The following is a 19064-nucleotide window of genomic DNA, read 5'->3' on the forward strand; positions in this document are numbered from 1 at the left end:
ACCCCTCCTCCTCAACCGCCGATGCGACCGGTCAGCGCAATCTTGAAAGTCCTGCCCTTCCCTTGCTCGGTCGCCGCCGTTGTCGACCATGAGCTTTGCGGGTCCGTGTAGGACTTGTCGAAGACGTTATCGATGCCGAAGTCCAGCCGGGTATGATCGTTGATCTGCCAATTCGCGAACACGTTCACCAGGTTGAAGCCGGGATCGACGATCGCTGGATCCTTTGGCCTCGACCGGCTTGTGCGCGTGATCTCGCCAATGCTCAGGAATTGCGCACCAAAGGTCAGCTTGTCCTCAAGGGCGCGAAAGCCAACGGTTGCCGCGAACCGGTCGAGCGGCGTGTTGTTCAAGGTCTGGCCTGCATAGACGCCATCAAGGATCTTGGCGTCGATCAGCGCACCGGAAAGGTTAACGAAGCCCGCACCGTAGTCATAGACCATCTCGGCTTCGACGCCTTTGAGGCGCGCATTGCCGATGTTGATGGCTGTCCTCAATGTCCTGGTCAGATCCACATCGATGTAGTCTTCGACATCGGTGTGGAACAGATTGACCTTGCCGCGCACCAGATCGCCTGCCGTCAGGACGTCGTTGTATTTGAGATTGACGCCGGCTTCCCAACTCCTCGCCGTTTCCGGCTGCAGCAGCAGGTTGGGAATGTAGTTGTCGCCGGAACCATGTGCACCACCGCCGCGATAAACGTCCTGCAGTCCTGGTGCCCTGTAGCCTTCCGAATAGGTTCCGTAGACCTGAAATCCTTCAACCGGAGTGACGCCGACGGTGACGCGTGGCGACCAGCGATCACCGGAGACCGAGGCATTGACCGGCGGCTTGGTCCTGGTTTGCCCGTCGAGTGTATAGCCGTCGTAACGCAGTGCCGTGATGACCTGCAGCCAATTGCCGTAGTCACCTTGCCATTGCAGGAAACCGCCATAGGCCTGCTGCTTGCCCGCGCCGAAATGCGCGGCGTCGGAATCCCCGGTCAGATGGTAGTAGTCCGCGCCATAGGTGACGGTATGGGCAAGTCCGGAAGCCTCGAAACGCGAGGAGTTCCTGAGATTGAAGCCCGTCGTCGCGACATCGTAGTAGCGTGACTGGCCGATGGCCGATTTCGGCCAGACCTGCGCCTGATCCGCCTTGGTCCGGTTGTGATAGAGATTGGCGCTGAAGTCGATCAGCCGGTTGTCTTCGGGCCGGAAGGTATAGGCGGCCGTATAGGTCTGATTGACTGTATCGGCGTCGTAGCGACTGAGCGTCGGCGATGTGGAGCCGCTCGAGCCGGTGATGAAATCGTTGTAATCCTGCAGGATCAGGCCGAGTTTGAGTTCATGGCCGTCCGCCGGACGCAACGTCGTCTTGAAATAGCCGCTCGTCACCTTCTCGCCGGTCCATGGCACCTCGCTGCCATCGCCATCCTTGTAGGCGCGGCGGTTTCGGTAAACCAGATTGCCGATGACGTCGGCATTTTCACTGAAGCGATAGGCGCCGGTCGTGCTGGTCGTGAAGCCGCGGCCGTTGCTTTCATAGCCGAGCTTTTCGCTCAGCGCCCACCGTTCCTCGGCGACGAGGAAGTCGCTTGCATCCTTGGTATCGAAGGAAACAACGCCGCCGATACCGCCAGAGCCGTAGGCATTGGAGCTTGGTCCGCGAATGACGGTTGCTTCCTTGATCAACTCCGGCTCCACGTAAAACGATCCGGAGCCGTGGCCGACACGCCAATAGTCCTGTCTGGCACCGTCCAGCGTCACGACGACCCGGCCATATTGCTCCAGGCCGCGAATGTTGATCGCCGTTGCAGGATCGTCCCCGTTCATCGAGGCGGCAACGCCGGGTGTCGCCCGGAAGATATCCGCCGCTGTGTCGGGCTGGATGCGTTCAAGCTCCGTGCTGTCGACGGCGCTGATCGCCGCCAACGCATCGACGACTGCACCTCTCACCATGGTGGCCGTAATGGTGATGCGATCGAGCATCGTCGGTTGCTGCGCTTCTGTTGAATTCGGCTTCCCGGTCTCGACAGACTTGGTTGTCGGCTGTGCGTTTTGGGCGTTGGCCGGGAGTGCCACGACAGTGCAGCAGAGGATTGGAATCGCTGTCCCTGCCAGCCATGTCGTCTTGCTTGTCAGTCTCATTCGGATCGAGCCCCCGCTCATGAAATGCATGGCTGGCGGTACCCGATGGGCGCGGCTGGCAGTTTTGAATGTGCTGCCGATCGGCAGGCGGCAGCGTTAGATATTTAAACTTGATGACATTAGTCAACTTTAATCGTATAGGCATCAAACAAAATATGAGCCCCTGCTGAGATCAAGGACTGACATATGCCCACAGGCCTGCACCCGGGTAACGTTTCGGCCTGCCGGTCGACAAAGCACCTCGCAATCCTCGCTTTGTCCTTCCTGATTGCGGCATTCTCCCTGAATGCGGAAGCGGCGGAACTGGTCGATGCGCGCGGACGCCACGTCGACACAGGCCCTGGAAAGCGCATCGTCACACTTGGGTCCGACATCACGGAGATCGTCTACGCGCTCGACGCCGGAGACCGTATCGTCGCCGTCGACAGAGGCAGCAAATATCCGCAAGCTGCGGCCGACAAGCCGAATGTCGGTTACAGACGCAAGCTCTCCGTCGAAGGTCTGGCCGCCCTCGATCCGGACTTGATCATAGCCGCCGAGGATATCGGGCCCGCGGAAGCCGTCGATGTGTTGTCGTCCCTGACGATCCCTATCGTTTACATTCCGGAGGACAATTCCCGCGACGGGATCCTTCGCAAGATCGACCTCGTGGCCGCGGCGCTCGACCTCAGGCAGCCAGGTGCCGACCTTTCCCACAAGGTGCTGGAGACATTCGACGCCGCGGCAAAGCTTACCACCGGCATCCCGGCCGAAAACCGCAAGAAGGTGGTGTTTTTTCACGGACTGGTACGCCTGACAGCGGCAGGTTCCGGCACCGCCGCCGATGCCATCATCCGTTATGCCGGTGGCGTCAATCCGATGGCGGAGGTGGTTGGCTACAAGGCCGCATCGGAAGAGAAATTGATCGAACTGGCGCCTGACGTCATCTTGATGATGGGCGATGGCAAGGGCGGGCCGACAGCGAGCGAAGTGTTCGCTGTGCCGGCACTGGCTGCGACCCCTGCGGCGAAAACCAGGACGCTTCTTGTGCTCGACGGCGCCTACATGATCGGTTTCGGCCCGCGCACAGCCGATGCCATACGTGATCTCGCCAAGGCCCTGTATCCAGAAATCGCTGCCGGCAACTGATGGCCGAGCTGATAGCGTATCCTTGAGGGCAGCACGTGCGATCGCCGATCTCGCATTCGCCGCCGGAAAATTGCTCTAGGCCCGCACATAGTCACGCCAGAGCGATTTGTAGGGTTCGCAAACTTCGACAAGATGATCGTGACTTCCCCTGCCCGAGATCTCGCCTTCGTCAAGCACCACGATCAGGTCGGCCGATCGTGCGGAAAACAGATGATGGGTCACCAGCACGACGAGACGTTGCTGCCCCAGGGCAAGGATTTTGCGCTCGAGCGCCAGCGCCTGTTCCGCGTCGAGTGCCGAGGTCGGTTCATCGAAAATCACGATTTCCGGCGACCTGGAGACAGCGCGAGAGATCGCCAGCCGCTGGCGCTGTCCCCCGGAGAGGTTCTGGGCAGCAGGAAGCAATTCGGTATCGAGCCCATTCGGCAGGCCGCCGACAAAGCCCTGGGCTGACGAGAACCGCAGCGCCGCGTCAATTTCGCCTTTGGTCAGGTTCTGTCGGGCAGCGGCCTGGATGTTCTCCAGAACGGTTCCCGAAAACAGGGACGTTTCCTGGTCGACGATGCCTATCTTCTGGCGAAGCCATCGCGGCGCATAGGCGCGAACATCCATGTCGCCAATCTCGATCACGCCGTCATAGTTGCGTTCGAGCCCCGTCAATGCTCGCACCAGGCTGGACTTTCCCGAGCCGTTGCGCCCTACAATCGCCACCACCCCTGTAGCCGGCAGGTCGAGAGAGATACGCTTGAGTGCGGGTTGCAATGCCCCGGCATATGACAGCGTCACGCCCTTTATCGACACGGATCCAAAATGTGTCGGCCGGTAGGCAGGCGTGCGATTGGCACGCTCGGGTGTGCGCTTGAGGAATGCCGAAATTGCGTTGACCGTGGTGCTCACCGAATGAAACTGCACCAGGATGCCGGCGCTCGTCATCAAGGGCATGACAGCCCGCGAAATAAGCATTTGAAGCGCCAGCAATCCGCCGATGGTCAGGTCGCCGTTCAGGATACGCAGGCAGCCGACCAGCACGACGAGCAAGGTCAGGATCTCGGTCAGCAGGCCAAGACTGAATGAATAGGAATGGGACAGATCAAGGATATGCCAACGGGCGCGGATGGCTTCATCGGACTTCGCCAACCACCGGCGAATGAAGAAACGTTCGGCCGCATTGGATTTGATGGCGCGCAGATTGTTGACGGTCTCGGATGTCGTCCCCTGGAGGGCGCCGTTCAGCTTGAAGCTCGCTCGGCTGGCTTGTCCCAGCTGTGCGTTGGTCTTGCGGGCAAACAGCGCAAACACCGCCGCGACGGCAACTGCCGACAAACAGATGACGTAGTCGTAGTAAAGGGCGACGACGAATGAAACGACGGCCCCCAGCATCGTGAACAGGAAATTCGGCGCGGCAGATAACATGAAGTTTGCAACACGCTGAGCTTCATTGAGCAGGTTTACGGTGCTGCCGCCGGTTGATGTGGAGCTTTCATAAGGCAACCGCATCATCCTGACATAAATGCGCTTTGACAGCCGGGCGGTAAGCCGCGCCTCAAGGTCGTTGATGATGGTGTTCTGCCAGCGGCTACCAACGTGACGCAAGACAGCTGCCGCGATCGCGGCAGCCGCAAAGGCCGCCGCCACCAAACCACTACGGCCGACCATCACGCTGTCGATGATCTTCTGCGACAAGATCGGAACAGTCACTGAAAGCGCGATACCTGCGACCGCCAGCGACATGGCAAGCGCAAAGCGGCCACGAAACATGAACAGCATGGGCAAGAGCATCGACCAGCCGTCGAGCGGCAGGCGACGCAAGGAAATCATCGTTTCGCGAAATCGCATCGTGCGCCGCCATATGAGGGAATCGGTCCCATGGCTAGGCCATTGGTGCACACTCGTCAAATAACTTGAGGATCCCTATCATGATTATTTCGGTTGCGCGCTCAGGGGCAGTTCGTCCCGGAATTTGAACTGTTTACCTACATAGCTTGACGTAACCAAAGGACATCAATATACGCCCATCATCAAACTTGAGTCTATGACTCATCTTTTAGCCAGCTTCTTCCTCGTGAACAGCCAGCAGATCGGAATTCAGAGGGGCTGTCATGTCGAGATATCCTGCCGACCGTATTTTGCGGTCGTCCATTCTGCTGGCCGGCACTTGCCTGGCGGTGCTTCAGTGCACGAACTCAACTCTTGCTCAGTCGGCGGCCCCTGCCCAGAAAAAACAGGAAGAGGCCAAACCGCTGCTGACGCCCGAAGAACGGACCGTGCTCGACCGGATCGTCATCTCGGCGGCGCGCACGACCGGTTCTGTTCTCGATGTCCCGATGTCGGTTACCGTCATCGACCGGGAGACGCTGCAGCGCCGCGTCGTCCGCGACATCCAGGATATGGTGCGTTACGAGCCGGGCATCAGCGTCACCCGCCAAACCTCGTTCACCAATCCTTTCGGCCAGCTCACCGGCTTCAACATCCGGGCCATGGGCGGCAACCGCGTCCAGATGACCGTCGACGGATCGCGTATCCAGGAACAGATCATCGATGGCAGCCGTGACTTCGTGGATCCCTTCACCATGCGCGCCGTCGAACTGGTCCGTGGCCCCAACTCGGTGCTGCAAGGGGCCGACGCGCTCGGTGGCGCCGTGGCATTCCGCACGATCGAGCCCGACGACCTGCTGAATGGCAGCAAGCCCTGGGCGGCGGAGGTGAAGACGGCCTATGACAGCTACGACGACTCGTTCCGCCAGCAGGCAACCGCAGCGGCACAGGCGGGCGACTTCAAGTTCCTGGGCAGCTTCGGCCACCTCGGTGCTTCTGAGGGCGACTTCAGGAAGGCGCGCGCCGACGGCGGCCAATGGGGTTGCCCCCGGCAGGCGATATGGCCTTGCAACAAGGCCTTCCCTGCCGATACCGACGCCTACAACGGCCTCATGAAGCTGCAGTGGACACCATCGGCGGACCACAAGTTCGAAGTCGCCGGAGAATGGTTCAATCGCAAGACCACCATCCAGCAGATGTTTGACACCTCGGCTGCCATGGGCGGATACAAGAACACCGACTGGCAACGCCAACTTGACATGGAGCGCTACAGGATCGCCCTGTCTCATGACTGGAAAGTCGGTGCTTCCTGGCTTGACGACATCAAATGGCAGCTGTCCTATTCGCCGCAGAAGCGCGACACCTACAGCAATCAGCTGCGCACCTATCCGACCCGTCGCCAGCAGAACATCCAGGTTCGCAACTACGGCGAGAACTTCCTGGAAGCGGATATCCAGGCAACCTCTTCTTTCGATCTTGGCGGCCTGTCGCACAGGCTGACCTATGGCTTTGACGGTGACCTCACCAACAGCAGCTATGACGGCTACAACATCACCAACAACCTGAACACTGGCAGTTCGACCCGGGCGAACAACCAGGGTTTCAATTTCCCGACCGTCGAAACCACAAGGGCCGATATCTACCTGCAAGACGAGATCAAGCTGCTCGACGACCGGCTGACCATCACGCCTGGCATGCGCCTGGCGCACTACTCGATCGACCCTTCCGGCGACAAGGATTACGTGGCGCTGCCAGGGTTCGAGCCGAAGAAGATCGACGAGACCAAGCTGATCAAGCGCGTCAGCGCCATGTACGAGTTGAACGATACCTACTCGCTCTATGCGGGCTACGGCGAAGGCTTCAAGATGCCGACCTCGCAGCAGCTGTTCGTATCGTCACTGTCGATCGGAACGACCGGACTGGTCGAGGTGATCCCAAACCCCAACCTCAAGCCCGAATTCGTCCGCAGCTACGAAGTGGGGGTGCGCGGCAAGCTCGATCGCGGCTACCTGAGCCTCACCGGCTTTTACGCAGACTACAAGGACTTCATCCGGTCGCTTCAGCTCGTACCCGGCACTGCGGCAAAATACACCTCTGACAACGTCGAGGATGTGAAAGTCTGGGGAGTCGAGTTCGGCGGCGAATACGAGGTCTATGACAACCTCTTCCTCAACGCAGCCCTCTCATACCAGAAGGGCGAGCAACGTCTCTCCGCGAGTGCCGCGAAAACAGCGTTCGATGGTGCCGTACCGCTGACGGCCGTGCTTGGCGGCCGCTACTTGATCCCGGATTGGAAACTGGAGACCGAAGTGGTCGCGACCTTCGCCCATGGCGTCACCCAGCGTGCCGATCCCAACGCCTTCAAACCAAGCGGCTACGCCGTTTTCGATGCCTATGCGCGCTGGAAGCCGACCGACAACATCGATGTCGATTTCGGCATCCAGAACATCTTCGACCGGCGCTATTTCCCCAACACCATCTCCGGAACGATCACCAACGTGGTCCCCGCCAACGTGGCCGAAGCCAACAATCCGGAAATGCAGGTCGCTCCGGGGCGTACCTTCAAGCTCGGCGCAACCATCCGCTTCTGAGCGATGGCCCGGCGCGGGGCTTGCTGGTTCCGCGCCCCCCTGAAAGGCACTCCAGTTGATCACGATCCTCAAGCAGTTCACACGCCTGTTGAAACTGTGCCTGTCCGGCAATGGAGGCAAGACAAGCCTGCTGCTGTTTGCCGTCGTGGTCGCCCTGCAACTTGCCGGCATCTATTTCACCATCCGGCTCGTGACCTGGACATCCGCCTTCTACGGCGCACTGGAGAAGGTCGACGCCCAGGCCGCCGTCTGGCAAATCGGCGTGTTCGCCATGATCGTGACCGCCAACTCGGCGCGGGGCCTGGCTGCCGAATACATCCAGAAGATGCTGCATATCCGCTGGCGGCAATCATTGACCGAGGCGGCCCTCGGTTCCTGGTTCAGCGGTCGCGCCTACTGGAAACTGACGCAAGGCGAATGCCCGCGCGAGGTTGACAATCCCGACCAGCGCATTGCCGACGACTGCGGCCTGTTCGTGAGGGGCATGCTCGACGAAGGCATCGAACTGATCACCAAGATCGTCGGCATCTTCTCCTACCTCATCCTGCTTTGGGGATTGTCGACCTTTGCACTGACCTTCACGCTGTTCGGCGCGCAAGTCTCGATCCCACGCTACATGGTGTGGGCCGCTTTCATCTATGTCGCCCTGTCGAGTGGGCTCACCCATCTGCTCGGACGCTCATTGAAATCATTGATCTTTGCCCAGCAGAAGCGCGAAGGCGATTTCCGCTTTGCCATGGCCCGCATCCGCCAGTCAGCCGACGAGATTGCGCTGATGGGCGGTGAAAAGGCCGAACGCGGCATCCTCGACCGGCGCTTTGACAGCGTTGCCGACAATTGGCGCAAGCTGGCGGTCCGGGAATTCATGCTTGGCTGCTTCACCTTCCCCTATCAGCATACCGTGCTGCGCATTCCGCTGTTCGTGGCCCTGCCCGGCTTTCTCGCCGGCAGCATCGCGCTCGGCGGATTGATGCAGATTGCGATGGCATTTTCCAATGTCGTCACGACGCTGTCGTGGTTCATCTTCTCGTACAAGCCGTTGTCGAACCTGGTCGCAGCATCGGCGCGCCTCGACGGCTTCCTCGCCGCGACTTCGGCGGTACGACAGCGTCCCTCCGGGATCAACCGCGATGTTTCCGTCCGCGGCCTGCGGCTGCGAAACCTGAAGCTGCGTACCCCAGAAGGTCGCGGCCTGCTCGACATCGCACGGCTGGATATAGGGGCCGGCGAAACCGTGTGGTTGCGTGGCCAGTCCGGCCTCGGCAAAACCACGCTGATGAAAGCGATGGCCGGCGGCTGGGATCACGGCGAAGGCCATATCGAGATGCCGTCCGCCAGCAAGCTGTTCCTGTCGCAGAAGACCTATTTCCCCCAGACCGACCTCCACGGCGCCGTTGCCTATCCAGCGACAGCCGGCACGTTCGACAGAGCGGTGATCCGGCAGGCAATCGAAGCCGTCGGCCTTGGTGGCGCCGACATGCTCCGGCTCGACGAGGAGGTCGATGGCCATCCCCTGGTGCTGACGGGTCTCTCGGGCGGCGAACTGCAGCGGCTCGCGATGGCCCGCGCCCTGCTCCACCGGCCTGACTGGCTGTTCCTCGACGAGGCGACAAGTGCGCTTGATGAGGCCGCGGAAGCGCAATTGCTGGCACTGCTGCGCCGGAAACTGCCCGCCGCGACCATCGTCATCGTGTCACATCGCAATCCGTCCGGGATCGGCAGCAAGCGCATCGTCGACCTCGATAGCCGTGCCGGCCAACCGGCCCCGATGCCAGAACTTCAGGAAGCGTAGGAAGCATGTCAAACCGCCCAAAGCACCAGCGAGCGCAACTGGACATCAACCCTGCCGCCTTGCTGACCCGCTTGCCGGCGATCGGTCGCGTGATGATCAATGCCGAACATCGAGGCGCAACGCATGAGCGCATCGGCCAGGTCGAAAAGGTCCGCATCGAAAACGGCTGGATGATCTGTGAAGGGGCCGGGCACGATTCACGCATCGAGCTTGCCGCAATCGCGAACATCATCGTCGACTGCACATCGGTGATGCGCGAGAAATCCTATCCGAGGATCGAGCTGCGTGACACGAAAGGTGAAACGATCGCCAACGTCACCGGTTTCGAAGGACTGGAGCCGTTCGACGCAGTTCTTTCGGCCTTCCCGCAGGGTATCGGATTGCCGGTTGAAGAGCGCAGTTCCGGCGGCGATGCCCGGACGGAGCTCGACGACAACGATCCAGGCCTGACACCGTTTCGGGCAGCCGAGCGCAACAACAGTCGCATTGAAGTCACGCTGTCGACCCTCTCTTTCCGGCAACGCTGGGAGGGCAACATGCCGGGCGTCAAACCCGCCATGGGCTACGTGAACATCATCCAGCCCGACTTCCATTTGCACCTCAAGGGCGGCTCCGTTGCCGGTTGGCGGCGCGAAGACAATGACGCGTGGACACGCTTTCTGGCCCTCGCCGACAACGGCAGCGAGACGGGGCTCGCCGTGGCAGGCCCGACCACAAGCTTTGTGTGACGCCATGACCACCGATTGGAACCATCCGCCGGCGACATGGCTCGACCCCGACACCGGCGGCTTGATCGAACATTCACGTCTCATGCGCGAGGCCGCCGAAGCCAATGTGGTGCTGCTCGGGGAAACCCACGACCGCTACGACATTCATCGCTGGCAATTGCATGTATGTGCCGCCATGCGCAGCCTGCGCGACGATATTGCCATCGGTTTCGAAATGTTTCCGCGACGTGTGCAACCAGTGCTCGACGAATGGGTCCGAGGCACACTGGACCAGGAAACCTTTCTGAGTTCGGCCGGATGGGGCAAGGTCTGGGGCTTCGCCGCCGACCTCTATCTGCCCATCTTTCATTTCTGCCGCGAGTTCGCTGTCCCCATGCTGGCACTCAACTGCTACCGGGAACTGGTCACGCGCGTTGGCAAGGAAGGCTGGGAGGCGGTTGCGGTCGAAGAGCGGGACGGTCTCACGCCTGCAGCGCCTGCCACACCCGCTTACCGGCAATACCTGTTCGACATCACCGGCGGTGCCACCCCGTCTCGCAATGCCGCCTCGCCCGAAGCGCCGCAGTTCGACCGCTTCGTCAGGGCTCAGCAGACCTGGGACAGGGCCTTCGCCTGCAACATCGCCAGTGCCCGGCAAACAGATGTCCCGCCGCTCGTGATCGGCATCATCGGCCGCGGCCACCTGGAATATGGCCACGGCACGCCCTACCAGCTTGCAGATCTCGGCGTGGACAAGGTCGCGACGTTGCTACCCAGCGACGCTTCGACCGTCGACGGGCAAAAAGCGAAAGGGATTGGCAGGGCGTTGTTTCGCCTCACCTCTCAAGGTCGTTGATTTGACGACCTGCTGAGCGACCAGCGCTCCTCGAAATCTGCGAGACATACCCCGACTCTTCTTGCGTGGAGACGTAAAGATATAAGCATTTCTTTATATGATATTGACTTTCTCTCTCTTCTGCGGAAGACTAACGATTGTCATGGTTCTCCGGCGCGATGCGCCGGAGCTAAGAGGGAAGCCGGTGCGCGCAAATGCAATGCCGGAGCTGCCCCCGCAACTGTAAGCGGCGAGCTGAAGTCCATTGATGTCACTGAGGCGAAAGCCTTGGGAAGACGGACGAAAGTGACGACCCGCGAGCCAGGAGACCTGCCATGGCGAAACATCGTCCACGGGCGGGGTGTCCCGGTGCGTCGCAGCAACAGCCGCTCCGTGCGGTTTTCACTGCCATGCGTCCATTGCCCTGCCCCAGCTCAATCGGGGTAAGTCATGTCTCAATCCACAATTGCTGTAGCCACCCTCGGCGTGCCGCGGATCGGCCCGCGGCGAGAACTGAAATTCGCACTGGAATCCTACTGGTCGGGCAAGTCGTCTGTCGCAGATCTTTTCGAAACGGCCAAGGCGCTGCGCGCGGCAGGCTGGACCGAGCAAGCCAGGCGCGGCGTTACAAAGATCCCGTCCAACGACTTCTCGCTATATGACCATGTGCTCGATACGGCCGTCATGGTCGGCGCCATCCCGTCTGCTTATCATTGGGACGGCGGCGAACTGCCGCTCGACAGCTATTTCGCCATGGCACGCGGCAGCCAGGGTGGCGCCGCATCCGCTTGCAATCATCCAGGCCATGGTCACGGCGTCACCGCTCTGGAGATGACCAAATGGTTCGACACCAACTATCATTACATGGTCCCCGAACTGACCGATGATCAGGCCTTTTCGCTGGCTTCTGCCAAGCCTGTCGACCATTTCCTGGAAGCCAGGCAACTGGGTATTCACACCAGGCCGGTGATCCTCGGCCCGATCACTTTTCTCAAGCTCGCCAAGTCTCATCAGGAGGGGTTCAACCCAATCTCCCTGTTGCCAAGGTTGCTGCCGGTCTATGAGGAGCTTTTGCGCAAGCTCGCGGCCGCCGGGGCCGACTGGGTCCAGATCGACGAGCCGGCGCTGGTGCTCGATCTCATTCCGAACGAACGCCATGCCTTCGAATTCGCCTATGGCAGACTCGCTCAGGCAGCGCCGGGATTGAAGCTGATGCTGGCGACCTATTTCGGTGCGCTGGGCGACAACCTCGATACGGCGCTGTCGCTGCCGGTGGCGGGACTGCACATCGATCTCGTGCGTGCGCCGGAGCAGTTGGAAAGCGTGGTCATCGGCGCTCGCAAGGACCTTGTCCTGTCGCTTGGCCTCGTCGACGGTCGCAATGTCTGGCGCGCCAATCTCGTCTCTATTCTCGATCGTATCGAGCCGATCCTGGCTGTGCGTGACCCGCAATCCCTCGAAGTCGCACCATCGTGCTCGCTGCTGCACGTGCCGATCGACGTCGAGAGCGAGACGGCGCTTGATCCTGATATCAAACGCTGGCTGGCGTTTGCCCTGCAAAAGATCGATGAACTGGCCGTACTGTCAGAAGCGCTTTCAAAAGGCCGAAGCGCTGTCATCGCGCAGCTTCAAGCTTCCACCGAAACCGCCAGCGCACGCTCAGTGTCGTTGAAGGTGCATGATCCCCTGGTCGAAGGTCGTCTTGCTGGCGTCGCTGACGCCATGAAACGGCGCCAGAGCGACTTTGCGAGGCGACGTCATCAGCAGGACAGGAAACTCGGCCTGCCGGCCTTTCCGACCACGACCATCGGCTCCTTCCCGCAGACCGCGGAAGTGCGCAAGGCGAGGTCCGCCCATGCCAAGGGTGAGCTCAGCTACCTGGACTATGAGGCCTTCCTGAAGAAAGAGACTGAGAGCGCCATACGCTGGCAGGAAGAGATCGGTCTCGATGTGCTTGTTCATGGCGAATTCGAGCGCAACGACATGGTCCAGTATTTCGGCGAACAGTTGTCGGGCTTCGCCTTCACCCAGCACGCCTGGGTGCAGAGCTATGGCTCGCGTTACGTCCGCCCGCCGATCATTTTCGGCGATGTGTCGCGCCCCAACCCGATGACGGTCAGGTGGTGGCAGTATGCGCAGTCGCTGACCTCGAAGCCGGTCAAGGGCATGCTCACCGGGCCTGTCACCATTCTCAACTGGTCCTTCGTTCGGGATGATCTGCCCCGCGAGGCGGTCAGCCGCCAGATCGCGCTGGCCATCCGCGACGAGGTCGTTGACCTGGAGGCGGCCGGCGCCGCAATGATCCAGATCGACGAAGCGGCTCTCAGGGAAGGCTTGCCGCTACGCAAATCGGACTGGAAGGGCTATCTCGACTGGGCCGTCGAGAGTTTCCGCATCTGTTCGAGCGGGGTCGCCAACGAGACGCAGATCCATACCCATATGTGTTACTCGGAGTTCAATCAGATCATCGACGCGATCGCAGCCATGGATGCCGACGTCATATCGATTGAGACATCGCGCTCGCGCATGGAATTGCTCGATGTCTTTAGGAGTTTCAAATATCCCAACGAGATTGGACCCGGTGTCTATGACATCCATTCGCCGCGCATTCCGGAAGTGGCCGAAATGGCGGAACTGCTGACTTTGGCCAGCGAGCGGATCGGCGAAAGCCAGCTCTGGGTGAACCCCGATTGCGGATTGAAGACACGCAGATGGGAAGAGGTGCGCCCTGCCCTGGTCAATATGGTAGCGGCAGCACATCAGCTGCGCCGGAAAGCTGAAGCTGCCTAAGACGATCGGGGCCGTCGCCTGGTCCGGCGACGGCTCCGACAGACGTGCAGTTGCGCGGTGTATCGCATCACACCGGCCGCTTTTTCAGCGGGATGATGTTCGGCGCTTCCCCAGTCTCCCGGGCTTCGTGAGCAAGCGTCCTTCTCGTATTTCCCTCGGGAATGCCCGCGGCAACGTCCTCGAAATAGCGTGCCGGAGTTGTTCCCAGCATGCGCTTGAACATGGAGATGAATGCGCTGACGCTGTCATAGCCGAGATCGCCGGCGATGTTGGTCACAGACTGGCCCTCGCCAAGACGCCGCAATGCCAGGCCGACGTGCAATTGCTGTCGCCAGCGAACGAACGACATTCCGGTATCCCGTTGGAAAAGCCGGCTCAACGTCCTGTTGCTGGCTCCGACACGGGCGCCCCATTCGTCGATCGTGAAGCGTTGGTCCGGATGCTCGATCATCGTGTTGGTCAGCCGCTGAAGCCTTCTGTCGTTCGGCATGGGCAGATGGATCGGTTCCAGCGTTGCGGTCGCCAGTTCGTCGAGCAGCACGGCGATGAGCCTTGCCTCGCGCTCGCGCCCCATCGCGGCCGGCGGCGTCTCGCAGTCGAACCGCAGGATGAGCTCGCGCAGGAACGGCTGGACGAACAGGATGCCGCAATCCTGGCCAAGCGAAGCGGCCAGGTCAGCATCGATGTAGAGGTTGAGGATCTTGATATGCCCGGCGACCCGGCCGGCATGAGAGACGTCGCTCGGTATCCACATGGCGCAATGCGGCGGCACGGTCCAGAGCCCGCCGGCAGCCCGCATCGTCAGCACGCCGCTGATGACACACATCAGCTGCGCCTTGTCATGATGGTGGGGCTCCGTCTCGCCGACGAAAGTCGTTTCGGTGATCAGGCTGAAGACGGGGCGTGGCACGTCATCCACCTGCCCGAAGCCCTGTATTCGTGGAAAATTCACCTGCCTCTTCCGATCCGGATCAGCCAAACCGGCAGCGTATCGCAAACCCATGCGGTGTGTCATGGAGGTCCCCGGGGAGCCTATGTTCCGGCACGCGTCTCGAGCAGCACAAGCATGCCTCTGGCCGCCGCTCGCCTCTCGTCCGTCTCGAAGAGAACAGAAAAGCCGAACGCCTTGCTCGCGGTTGCCGCCGCCAGCCGCACCGCAGTGCTGGTGGGCTTCTTGCCCTCTATCACGATCATGGCGCGGCAATACTTCCTGAAACGATCCTTGGTCCGCTTGAAAAACAGCGCCTTTTCCTTGCGCTCCTCGGCCGTTTCCGCGTGATGGTCATCAGGTGCGTGATCGGTGATCAGGACGAATGGCGCCTGCCGATTCAAAAGCCCTTCGAGTTCGGCGAGGATCGAGGCAGGCGATTGTCCCTCTTCCCGCGCGAAGACAAGCGGGAAGCGCGTATCGTCCAGCAACATTCGTCCGTTTCCTTCAATTGACCAGGTCGATCGGCGAACCCGTCGATGGCATGAGTGATATCTCAACCATGCCATAGCGGCGTCCGGGCGGCTCTCGCGCCCCTGCCAACAAATCCCGCGAACCCGCCATTACGGTTTCGCGCGACGTTCCCGTCAGATGTGGACCGCCGCTGTGCGCAGCTCCGACGGGCTCTGGCCGTGGAACTTCTTGAAGGTCCTGGCGAAGTGCGAAGCGCTTTCGAATCCCGCCTCCAGCGCTATTTCCAGCATCGAGGCATCGGTGTTCGCAACCAGGGCTTTCGCGTGGATCAACCTTACGCGCTTGTAGGCATTTGCCGGCGACATCCCCGCCTTTTCCTTGAAAAGGCGCTCAAGCTGGCGACGACTTACGCCGACCTGCCGCGCCAACTGAACAATCGGGATGCGATCGTTTATGTGCTGCTCCATCGCCAGAAGTGTCGCCTTGATGCGCACGTCTTCGGCTTCATCGGCAAAGGTTCTCCGCGCCTGAAGATGGAGCGGCGAACGAGCGTGGTCGATCTGGAGCACCTCCAGCGCGTTGCGTTCGGCATCCTCGCTGATGTGGCTGCGCACGATCAGCGCAGCCATGTCGGCGGCACTGCTGCCGCCTGCACAGGAGCCACGGCTTTCATCGAGATGAAATATCCGGTCCGAACGAACGACGTGATCGGGGAAGCGATCCTGGAAATCACGCGCATGCAGCCAGCTGACGCAGCACTCATGTTTTTTCATGAGCCCCGCCTCCGCAAGAATGAACGTACCGGTGCACAGGCCTATGAGTGGCACATTCGCAGCGGCTGCGCGACGCAGATAGCGCACCGTCTCAGCATCGACAGGTTCTTCGACGTTGAGAAGACCACCGACCACGACGATGTGGCTGAAATTCGTAGGCTCCACAAACCCGGACGTCGGCACAACCTGTACGCCGCAGCTCGATTTCACCGGATTCTTCGAACTTGCAAGCACATGCCAATCGGCGGTCACACGTCCCGATCGATCCAGTTCGTCGCTCGCCAATCGGAGCGTGTCGATGAAAAGCGCGAAGGCCGACAAAGTGAAAGAGCGGCCAAGGACAAAACCCACGCGCAGCTTCGCCGGGGAATTCATGGATCAATCTCCAGGCTCGAACAAACCCCGGCAGCTGCCGGTTTGCCATCAGGGGGTGGTGCAGGCTTCCGGTTTTCCCATGGCTTGCACCACCGTTGCGACCCTTTTTGGTCGTCCCACTCAGGCAGCTTTCGAAATATCGCCATGCGGGTCAAGCACGTATTTGACGGCAGCACCGTGATCGAAGCTCTCGTAGCCTCGTGCTGCGTCCTCGAGCGAGATCACCCTGGCGTTGACGATATCCGCGATCGGCAGGCGGTCATGCAGGATGGCCTGCATCAATTGCCGATTGTATTTGAGCACCGGCGTCTGTCCGGTATGGAACGATAGCGCCTTGGCCCATCCCAGGCCGAAGCGCAGCGAAAGGCTGCCATGCTTGGCCGCAGCTTCGACGGCGCCCGGATCTTCCGTCACATAGAGCCCGGGAATGCCGATCGAGCCGGCAGCACGGGTGATCTCCATCATCTGGTTCAGCACGATTGCCGGCTGCTCGCCGCCGCTGTGGCCGCGCGCTTCGAAACCGACTGCGTCGATCGCGCAATCGACTTCGTTGGAGCCGGTGATTTCAGCGATCATGTCGCCAAGCCGGTCGCTCGCGGAAAGATCGACGGGTTCGAACCCGACCCGGGCTGCGTGGGCCAACCGTTCCTTGTTGAAATCGCCGACCATGACGGCGGCAGCGCCCAGGATACGGGCCGACGCGGCCGCCGCCAGGCCGACCGGTCCCGCACCGGCGATATAGACGATAGAGCCGACACCGACGCCGGCGCGAACGGCGCCATGGAAGCCGGTCGGCAGGATATCGGACAGCATGGTGAGATCGCGGATCTTTTCCATGGCACGGTCGCGATCGGGGAACTTCAGCAGGTTGAAGTCAGCATAGGGTACCATGACATAGCGGGCCTGCCCGCCGATCCAGCCGCCCATGTCAACATAGCCGTAGGCGCCGCCGGCGCGGGACGGATTTACGGTCAGGCACACGCCGGTGTCCTGTCCCTTGCAGCAGCGGCAACGTCCGCAAGCCACGTTGAAGGGCACGGAGACGATATCGCCGACTTCGAGCATTTCGACGTCGCCGCCTTTTTCGATCACCTCGCCGGTGATCTCATGGCCAAGGACCAGTCCTGCTTCGGCAGTCGTGCGTCCGCGAACCATATGCTGGTCGGAGCCGCAGATGTTGGTGGAGACCACTTTCAGGATCACGGCATGCTCGATGCGTCGGCCATCCGGTGCCACGAATTTGGGGTCCTCGATGTCCTGGACTTCGACCTTGCCCGGTCCGAGATAGACCACGCCTCTGTTTCTGCTCATCCTATCCTCCCTGTTGGACTTCCCGCCAAGTTTTTCGCTACGGGCAATTCCAGGAAAAGTGTGCAACGGTTTTCCGTCCGGAATTGCGTGAAAACAAAGAGTTAGAGCGTTTCCGCGTTTCCGTGAGAAACGGAAACGCTCTAACGGCGCCCGATTTCCTCCAGATACCAGTTGATGTAGCGAAGCTCGTTATGCTCCATCGGCGCGATCGGGCCGGGCACAAAGTAGTGCGAGCGCACGCCGCACGCGGTGTGTTCGATGATCTTCTTGTCCTCTTCAGTGGTGACCTTCCAAAGCCAGGTCAGCTTTTCGAGGTCGTAGTCGCGGCCTTCCTCGGCGTCGCCGCGCACGAGCCAGATCAACTCCATTTCGCAGGTATCGGCCGTCTTGGGGATGAAGCGGTAGATCATGCCGTGATCGGGGTAGCAGACGAGGAACGTCGTGCCGCCGAGATGGATCGAGGTGACCCCTCCATCATATTCGGCGAAGCGGCCCATCAGCGGCGCCACCGGCGTGCCGTCCCGGCTACCGGTGGAGACGCCGTCATAAAGCGCGTAACGGAAGGTGTGGATCGCCTCCTGCCCCGTTGCCGAATTCTGCCAGCGATCGCCACTGACGACCTCGATGCCCAGCGCGCAGGTGCGCGCCTCCATCGCCTGGTTGAGCTTCTCGATCATCTCGAGTGGCTGCTCCAGCGCATGGGTCTGCGAATATTCGGGATGCGCCGGTCCGCAGTGATAACACTCGACGTAATTTTCGACCGCCAGTTTCCAGTTCGCCTGTAGCGGATAGAGTTCGCGATGCGCGACCTTCGCTTCACCCCAGCCATATTGGCCGCAGCTGGTGCGCAGCGACTGCTCGATCGGGTCGAAGTCGAGCGGCGTCTCGGCGAAGGAGATGAAGACAAGCCCGGCAGCGACGCGAACGTGCAATTTCTTCAACCCGTGGGCGCTGCGGTCGAAATCCTTCGGCATCAGGCGCGCGGCACGCAATGATCCGTCATTTGTGTAGGTCCAGGCGTGATAGGGACAGACGAAGAAACGTGCATTGCCTTTCGGCTTGGTACAGACCTCCGCGCCGCGATGCCGGCACACATTGAGCATGGCGTGGATCGCGCCATCGGCCGCGCGCGTGAGGATGATCTGCTCGTCACCGAGCCGAAACAGCTCGAAGTCGCCGGAGTTGGGGATGACACTGCCGTGAGCCAGGCAATGCCAGTGCCGACGGAACAGGCGCTCCATGTCACGCTCAAAGATCGCGCGATCCATGTAGAACGGGCGGGCAAGGCCATGTCCCTGCCGATGCGCTGTGATCAGGTCGCCGATCACGTCATCGGCAGGAGATGATTGTTGGAGGTGCGCTATGCTCATCGCTGGCTACTCGTCGTTGGCTTGGCAGGGTTGGCGCGGGCTGAGCCAA

At 60.8% G+C, this 19064-nt stretch carries 13 protein-coding genes and 1 riboswitch; of the genes, 6 read left to right on the forward strand and 7 right to left on the reverse strand.

Features of this window, described 5'->3' with window-relative positions:
• Positions 1 to 11 precede the first annotated feature (11 nt).
• Positions 12 to 1967 (reverse strand): TonB-dependent hemoglobin/transferrin/lactoferrin family receptor, encoded by a 1956-nt coding sequence (locus AC3WTO_RS07700; RefSeq protein ID WP_492460121.1) that lies wholly within the window; start codon positions 1965 to 1967, stop codon positions 12 to 14.
• Positions 1968 to 2312: 345 nt separating this feature from the next.
• On the opposite strand from AC3WTO_RS07700, the gene AC3WTO_RS07705 reads away from it, so the two are divergent.
• Positions 2313 to 3254: a heme/hemin ABC transporter substrate-binding protein gene (locus tag AC3WTO_RS07705; RefSeq protein ID WP_492460122.1), complete on the forward strand. Its 942-nt coding sequence runs from the start codon at positions 2313 to 2315 to the stop codon at positions 3252 to 3254.
• 75 nt (positions 3255 to 3329) lie between these two features.
• On the opposite strand, the gene AC3WTO_RS07710 is transcribed toward AC3WTO_RS07705, so the two are convergent.
• On the reverse strand, positions 3330 to 5090 hold the full coding sequence (locus AC3WTO_RS07710; RefSeq protein ID WP_492460123.1) for a peptidase domain-containing ABC transporter: 1761 nt from the start codon (positions 5088 to 5090) through the stop codon (positions 3330 to 3332).
• A gap of 263 nt (positions 5091 to 5353) precedes the next feature.
• Here AC3WTO_RS07710 and AC3WTO_RS07715 point away from each other — a divergent pair, with 263 nt between their 5' ends.
• The 5 genes from AC3WTO_RS07715 (at position 5354) to metE (ending at position 13784) form a co-directional block, all read left to right on the forward strand.
• Entirely contained in the window at positions 5354 to 7660 is a 2307-nt protein-coding gene (locus AC3WTO_RS07715) for a TonB-dependent receptor (RefSeq protein WP_492460124.1), read from the forward strand.
• Positions 7661 to 7715: 55 nt separating this feature from the next.
• Positions 7716 to 9452, forward strand: a complete 1737-nt coding sequence (locus tag AC3WTO_RS07720; protein WP_492460125.1) for an ABC transporter ATP-binding protein/permease — start codon at positions 7716 to 7718, stop codon at positions 9450 to 9452.
• A gap of 5 nt (positions 9453 to 9457) precedes the next feature.
• Complete coding sequence (locus AC3WTO_RS07725; RefSeq protein WP_492460126.1) at positions 9458 to 10180, forward strand: hypothetical protein; 723 nt, start codon at positions 9458 to 9460, stop codon at positions 10178 to 10180.
• 82 nt (positions 10181 to 10262) lie between these two features.
• The gene (locus AC3WTO_RS07730; RefSeq protein ID WP_492460127.1) at positions 10263 to 11015 is read left to right on the forward strand and encodes a ChaN family lipoprotein; all 753 of its coding nucleotides are present in this window, start codon (positions 10263 to 10265) and stop codon (positions 11013 to 11015) included.
• 126 nt (positions 11016 to 11141) lie between these two features.
• A riboswitch (cobalamin riboswitch) is annotated at positions 11142 to 11346 on the forward strand.
• Positions 11347 to 11444: 98 nt separating this feature from the next.
• Complete coding sequence (gene metE, locus AC3WTO_RS07735; protein WP_492460128.1) at positions 11445 to 13784, forward strand: 5-methyltetrahydropteroyltriglutamate--homocysteine S-methyltransferase; 2340 nt, start codon at positions 11445 to 11447, stop codon at positions 13782 to 13784.
• A gap of 67 nt (positions 13785 to 13851) precedes the next feature.
• Here metE and AC3WTO_RS07740 read toward each other — a convergent pair whose 3' ends face one another.
• From AC3WTO_RS07740 to AC3WTO_RS07760, 5 genes are all read right to left on the reverse strand, one after another.
• Positions 13852 to 14736: an AraC family transcriptional regulator gene (locus AC3WTO_RS07740; protein WP_492460129.1), complete on the reverse strand. Its 885-nt coding sequence runs from the start codon at positions 14734 to 14736 to the stop codon at positions 13852 to 13854.
• An 80-nt stretch (positions 14737 to 14816) separates the two neighbouring features.
• The gene (locus tag AC3WTO_RS07745) at positions 14817 to 15206 is read right to left on the reverse strand and encodes a hypothetical protein (RefSeq protein ID WP_492460130.1); all 390 of its coding nucleotides are present in this window, start codon (positions 15204 to 15206) and stop codon (positions 14817 to 14819) included.
• 153 nt (positions 15207 to 15359) lie between these two features.
• On the reverse strand, positions 15360 to 16334 hold the full coding sequence (locus AC3WTO_RS07750) for a GlxA family transcriptional regulator (RefSeq protein WP_492460131.1): 975 nt from the start codon (positions 16332 to 16334) through the stop codon (positions 15360 to 15362).
• Between the two features lie 120 nt (positions 16335 to 16454).
• Positions 16455 to 17645, reverse strand: a complete 1191-nt coding sequence (fdhA, locus tag AC3WTO_RS07755) for a formaldehyde dehydrogenase, glutathione-independent (protein WP_492460132.1) — start codon at positions 17643 to 17645, stop codon at positions 16455 to 16457.
• Positions 17646 to 17785: 140 nt separating this feature from the next.
• Positions 17786 to 19015 (reverse strand): aromatic ring-hydroxylating oxygenase subunit alpha, encoded by a 1230-nt coding sequence (locus tag AC3WTO_RS07760; RefSeq protein WP_492460133.1) that lies wholly within the window; start codon positions 19013 to 19015, stop codon positions 17786 to 17788.
• Positions 19016 to 19064: the final 49 nt, after the last annotated feature.

The sequence above is a fragment of the Mesorhizobium sp. EU05-FHT14A09 genome, from assembly GCF_058790995.1.

Bases quoted from the DNA above. Each gene is read 5' to 3' on its own strand.
- fdhA (WP_492460132.1), bottom strand. From the start codon at position 17,645: ATGAGCAGAAACAGAGGCGTGGTCTATCTCGGACCGGGCAAGGTCGAA.
- AC3WTO_RS07745 (WP_492460130.1), bottom strand. From the start codon at position 15,206: ATGTTGCTGGACGATACGCGCTTCCCGCTTGTCTTCGCGCGGGAAGAG.
- metE (WP_492460128.1), top strand. From the start codon at position 11,445: ATGTCTCAATCCACAATTGCTGTAGCCACCCTCGGCGTGCCGCGGATC.
- AC3WTO_RS07700 (WP_492460121.1), bottom strand. From the start codon at position 1,967: ATGCTCGATCGCATCACCATTACGGCCACCATGGTGAGAGGTGCAGTC.
- AC3WTO_RS07730 (WP_492460127.1), top strand. From the start codon at position 10,263: ATGCGCGAGGCCGCCGAAGCCAATGTGGTGCTGCTCGGGGAAACCCAC.
- AC3WTO_RS07705 (WP_492460122.1), top strand. From the start codon at position 2,313: ATGCCCACAGGCCTGCACCCGGGTAACGTTTCGGCCTGCCGGTCGACA.
- AC3WTO_RS07710 (WP_492460123.1), bottom strand. From the start codon at position 5,090: ATGCGATTTCGCGAAACGATGATTTCCTTGCGTCGCCTGCCGCTCGAC.
- AC3WTO_RS07715 (WP_492460124.1), top strand. From the start codon at position 5,354: ATGTCGAGATATCCTGCCGACCGTATTTTGCGGTCGTCCATTCTGCTG.
- AC3WTO_RS07750 (WP_492460131.1), bottom strand. From the start codon at position 16,334: ATGAATTCCCCGGCGAAGCTGCGCGTGGGTTTTGTCCTTGGCCGCTCT.
- AC3WTO_RS07760 (WP_492460133.1), bottom strand. From the start codon at position 19,015: ATGAGCATAGCGCACCTCCAACAATCATCTCCTGCCGATGACGTGATC.
- AC3WTO_RS07725 (WP_492460126.1), top strand. From the start codon at position 9,458: ATGTCAAACCGCCCAAAGCACCAGCGAGCGCAACTGGACATCAACCCT.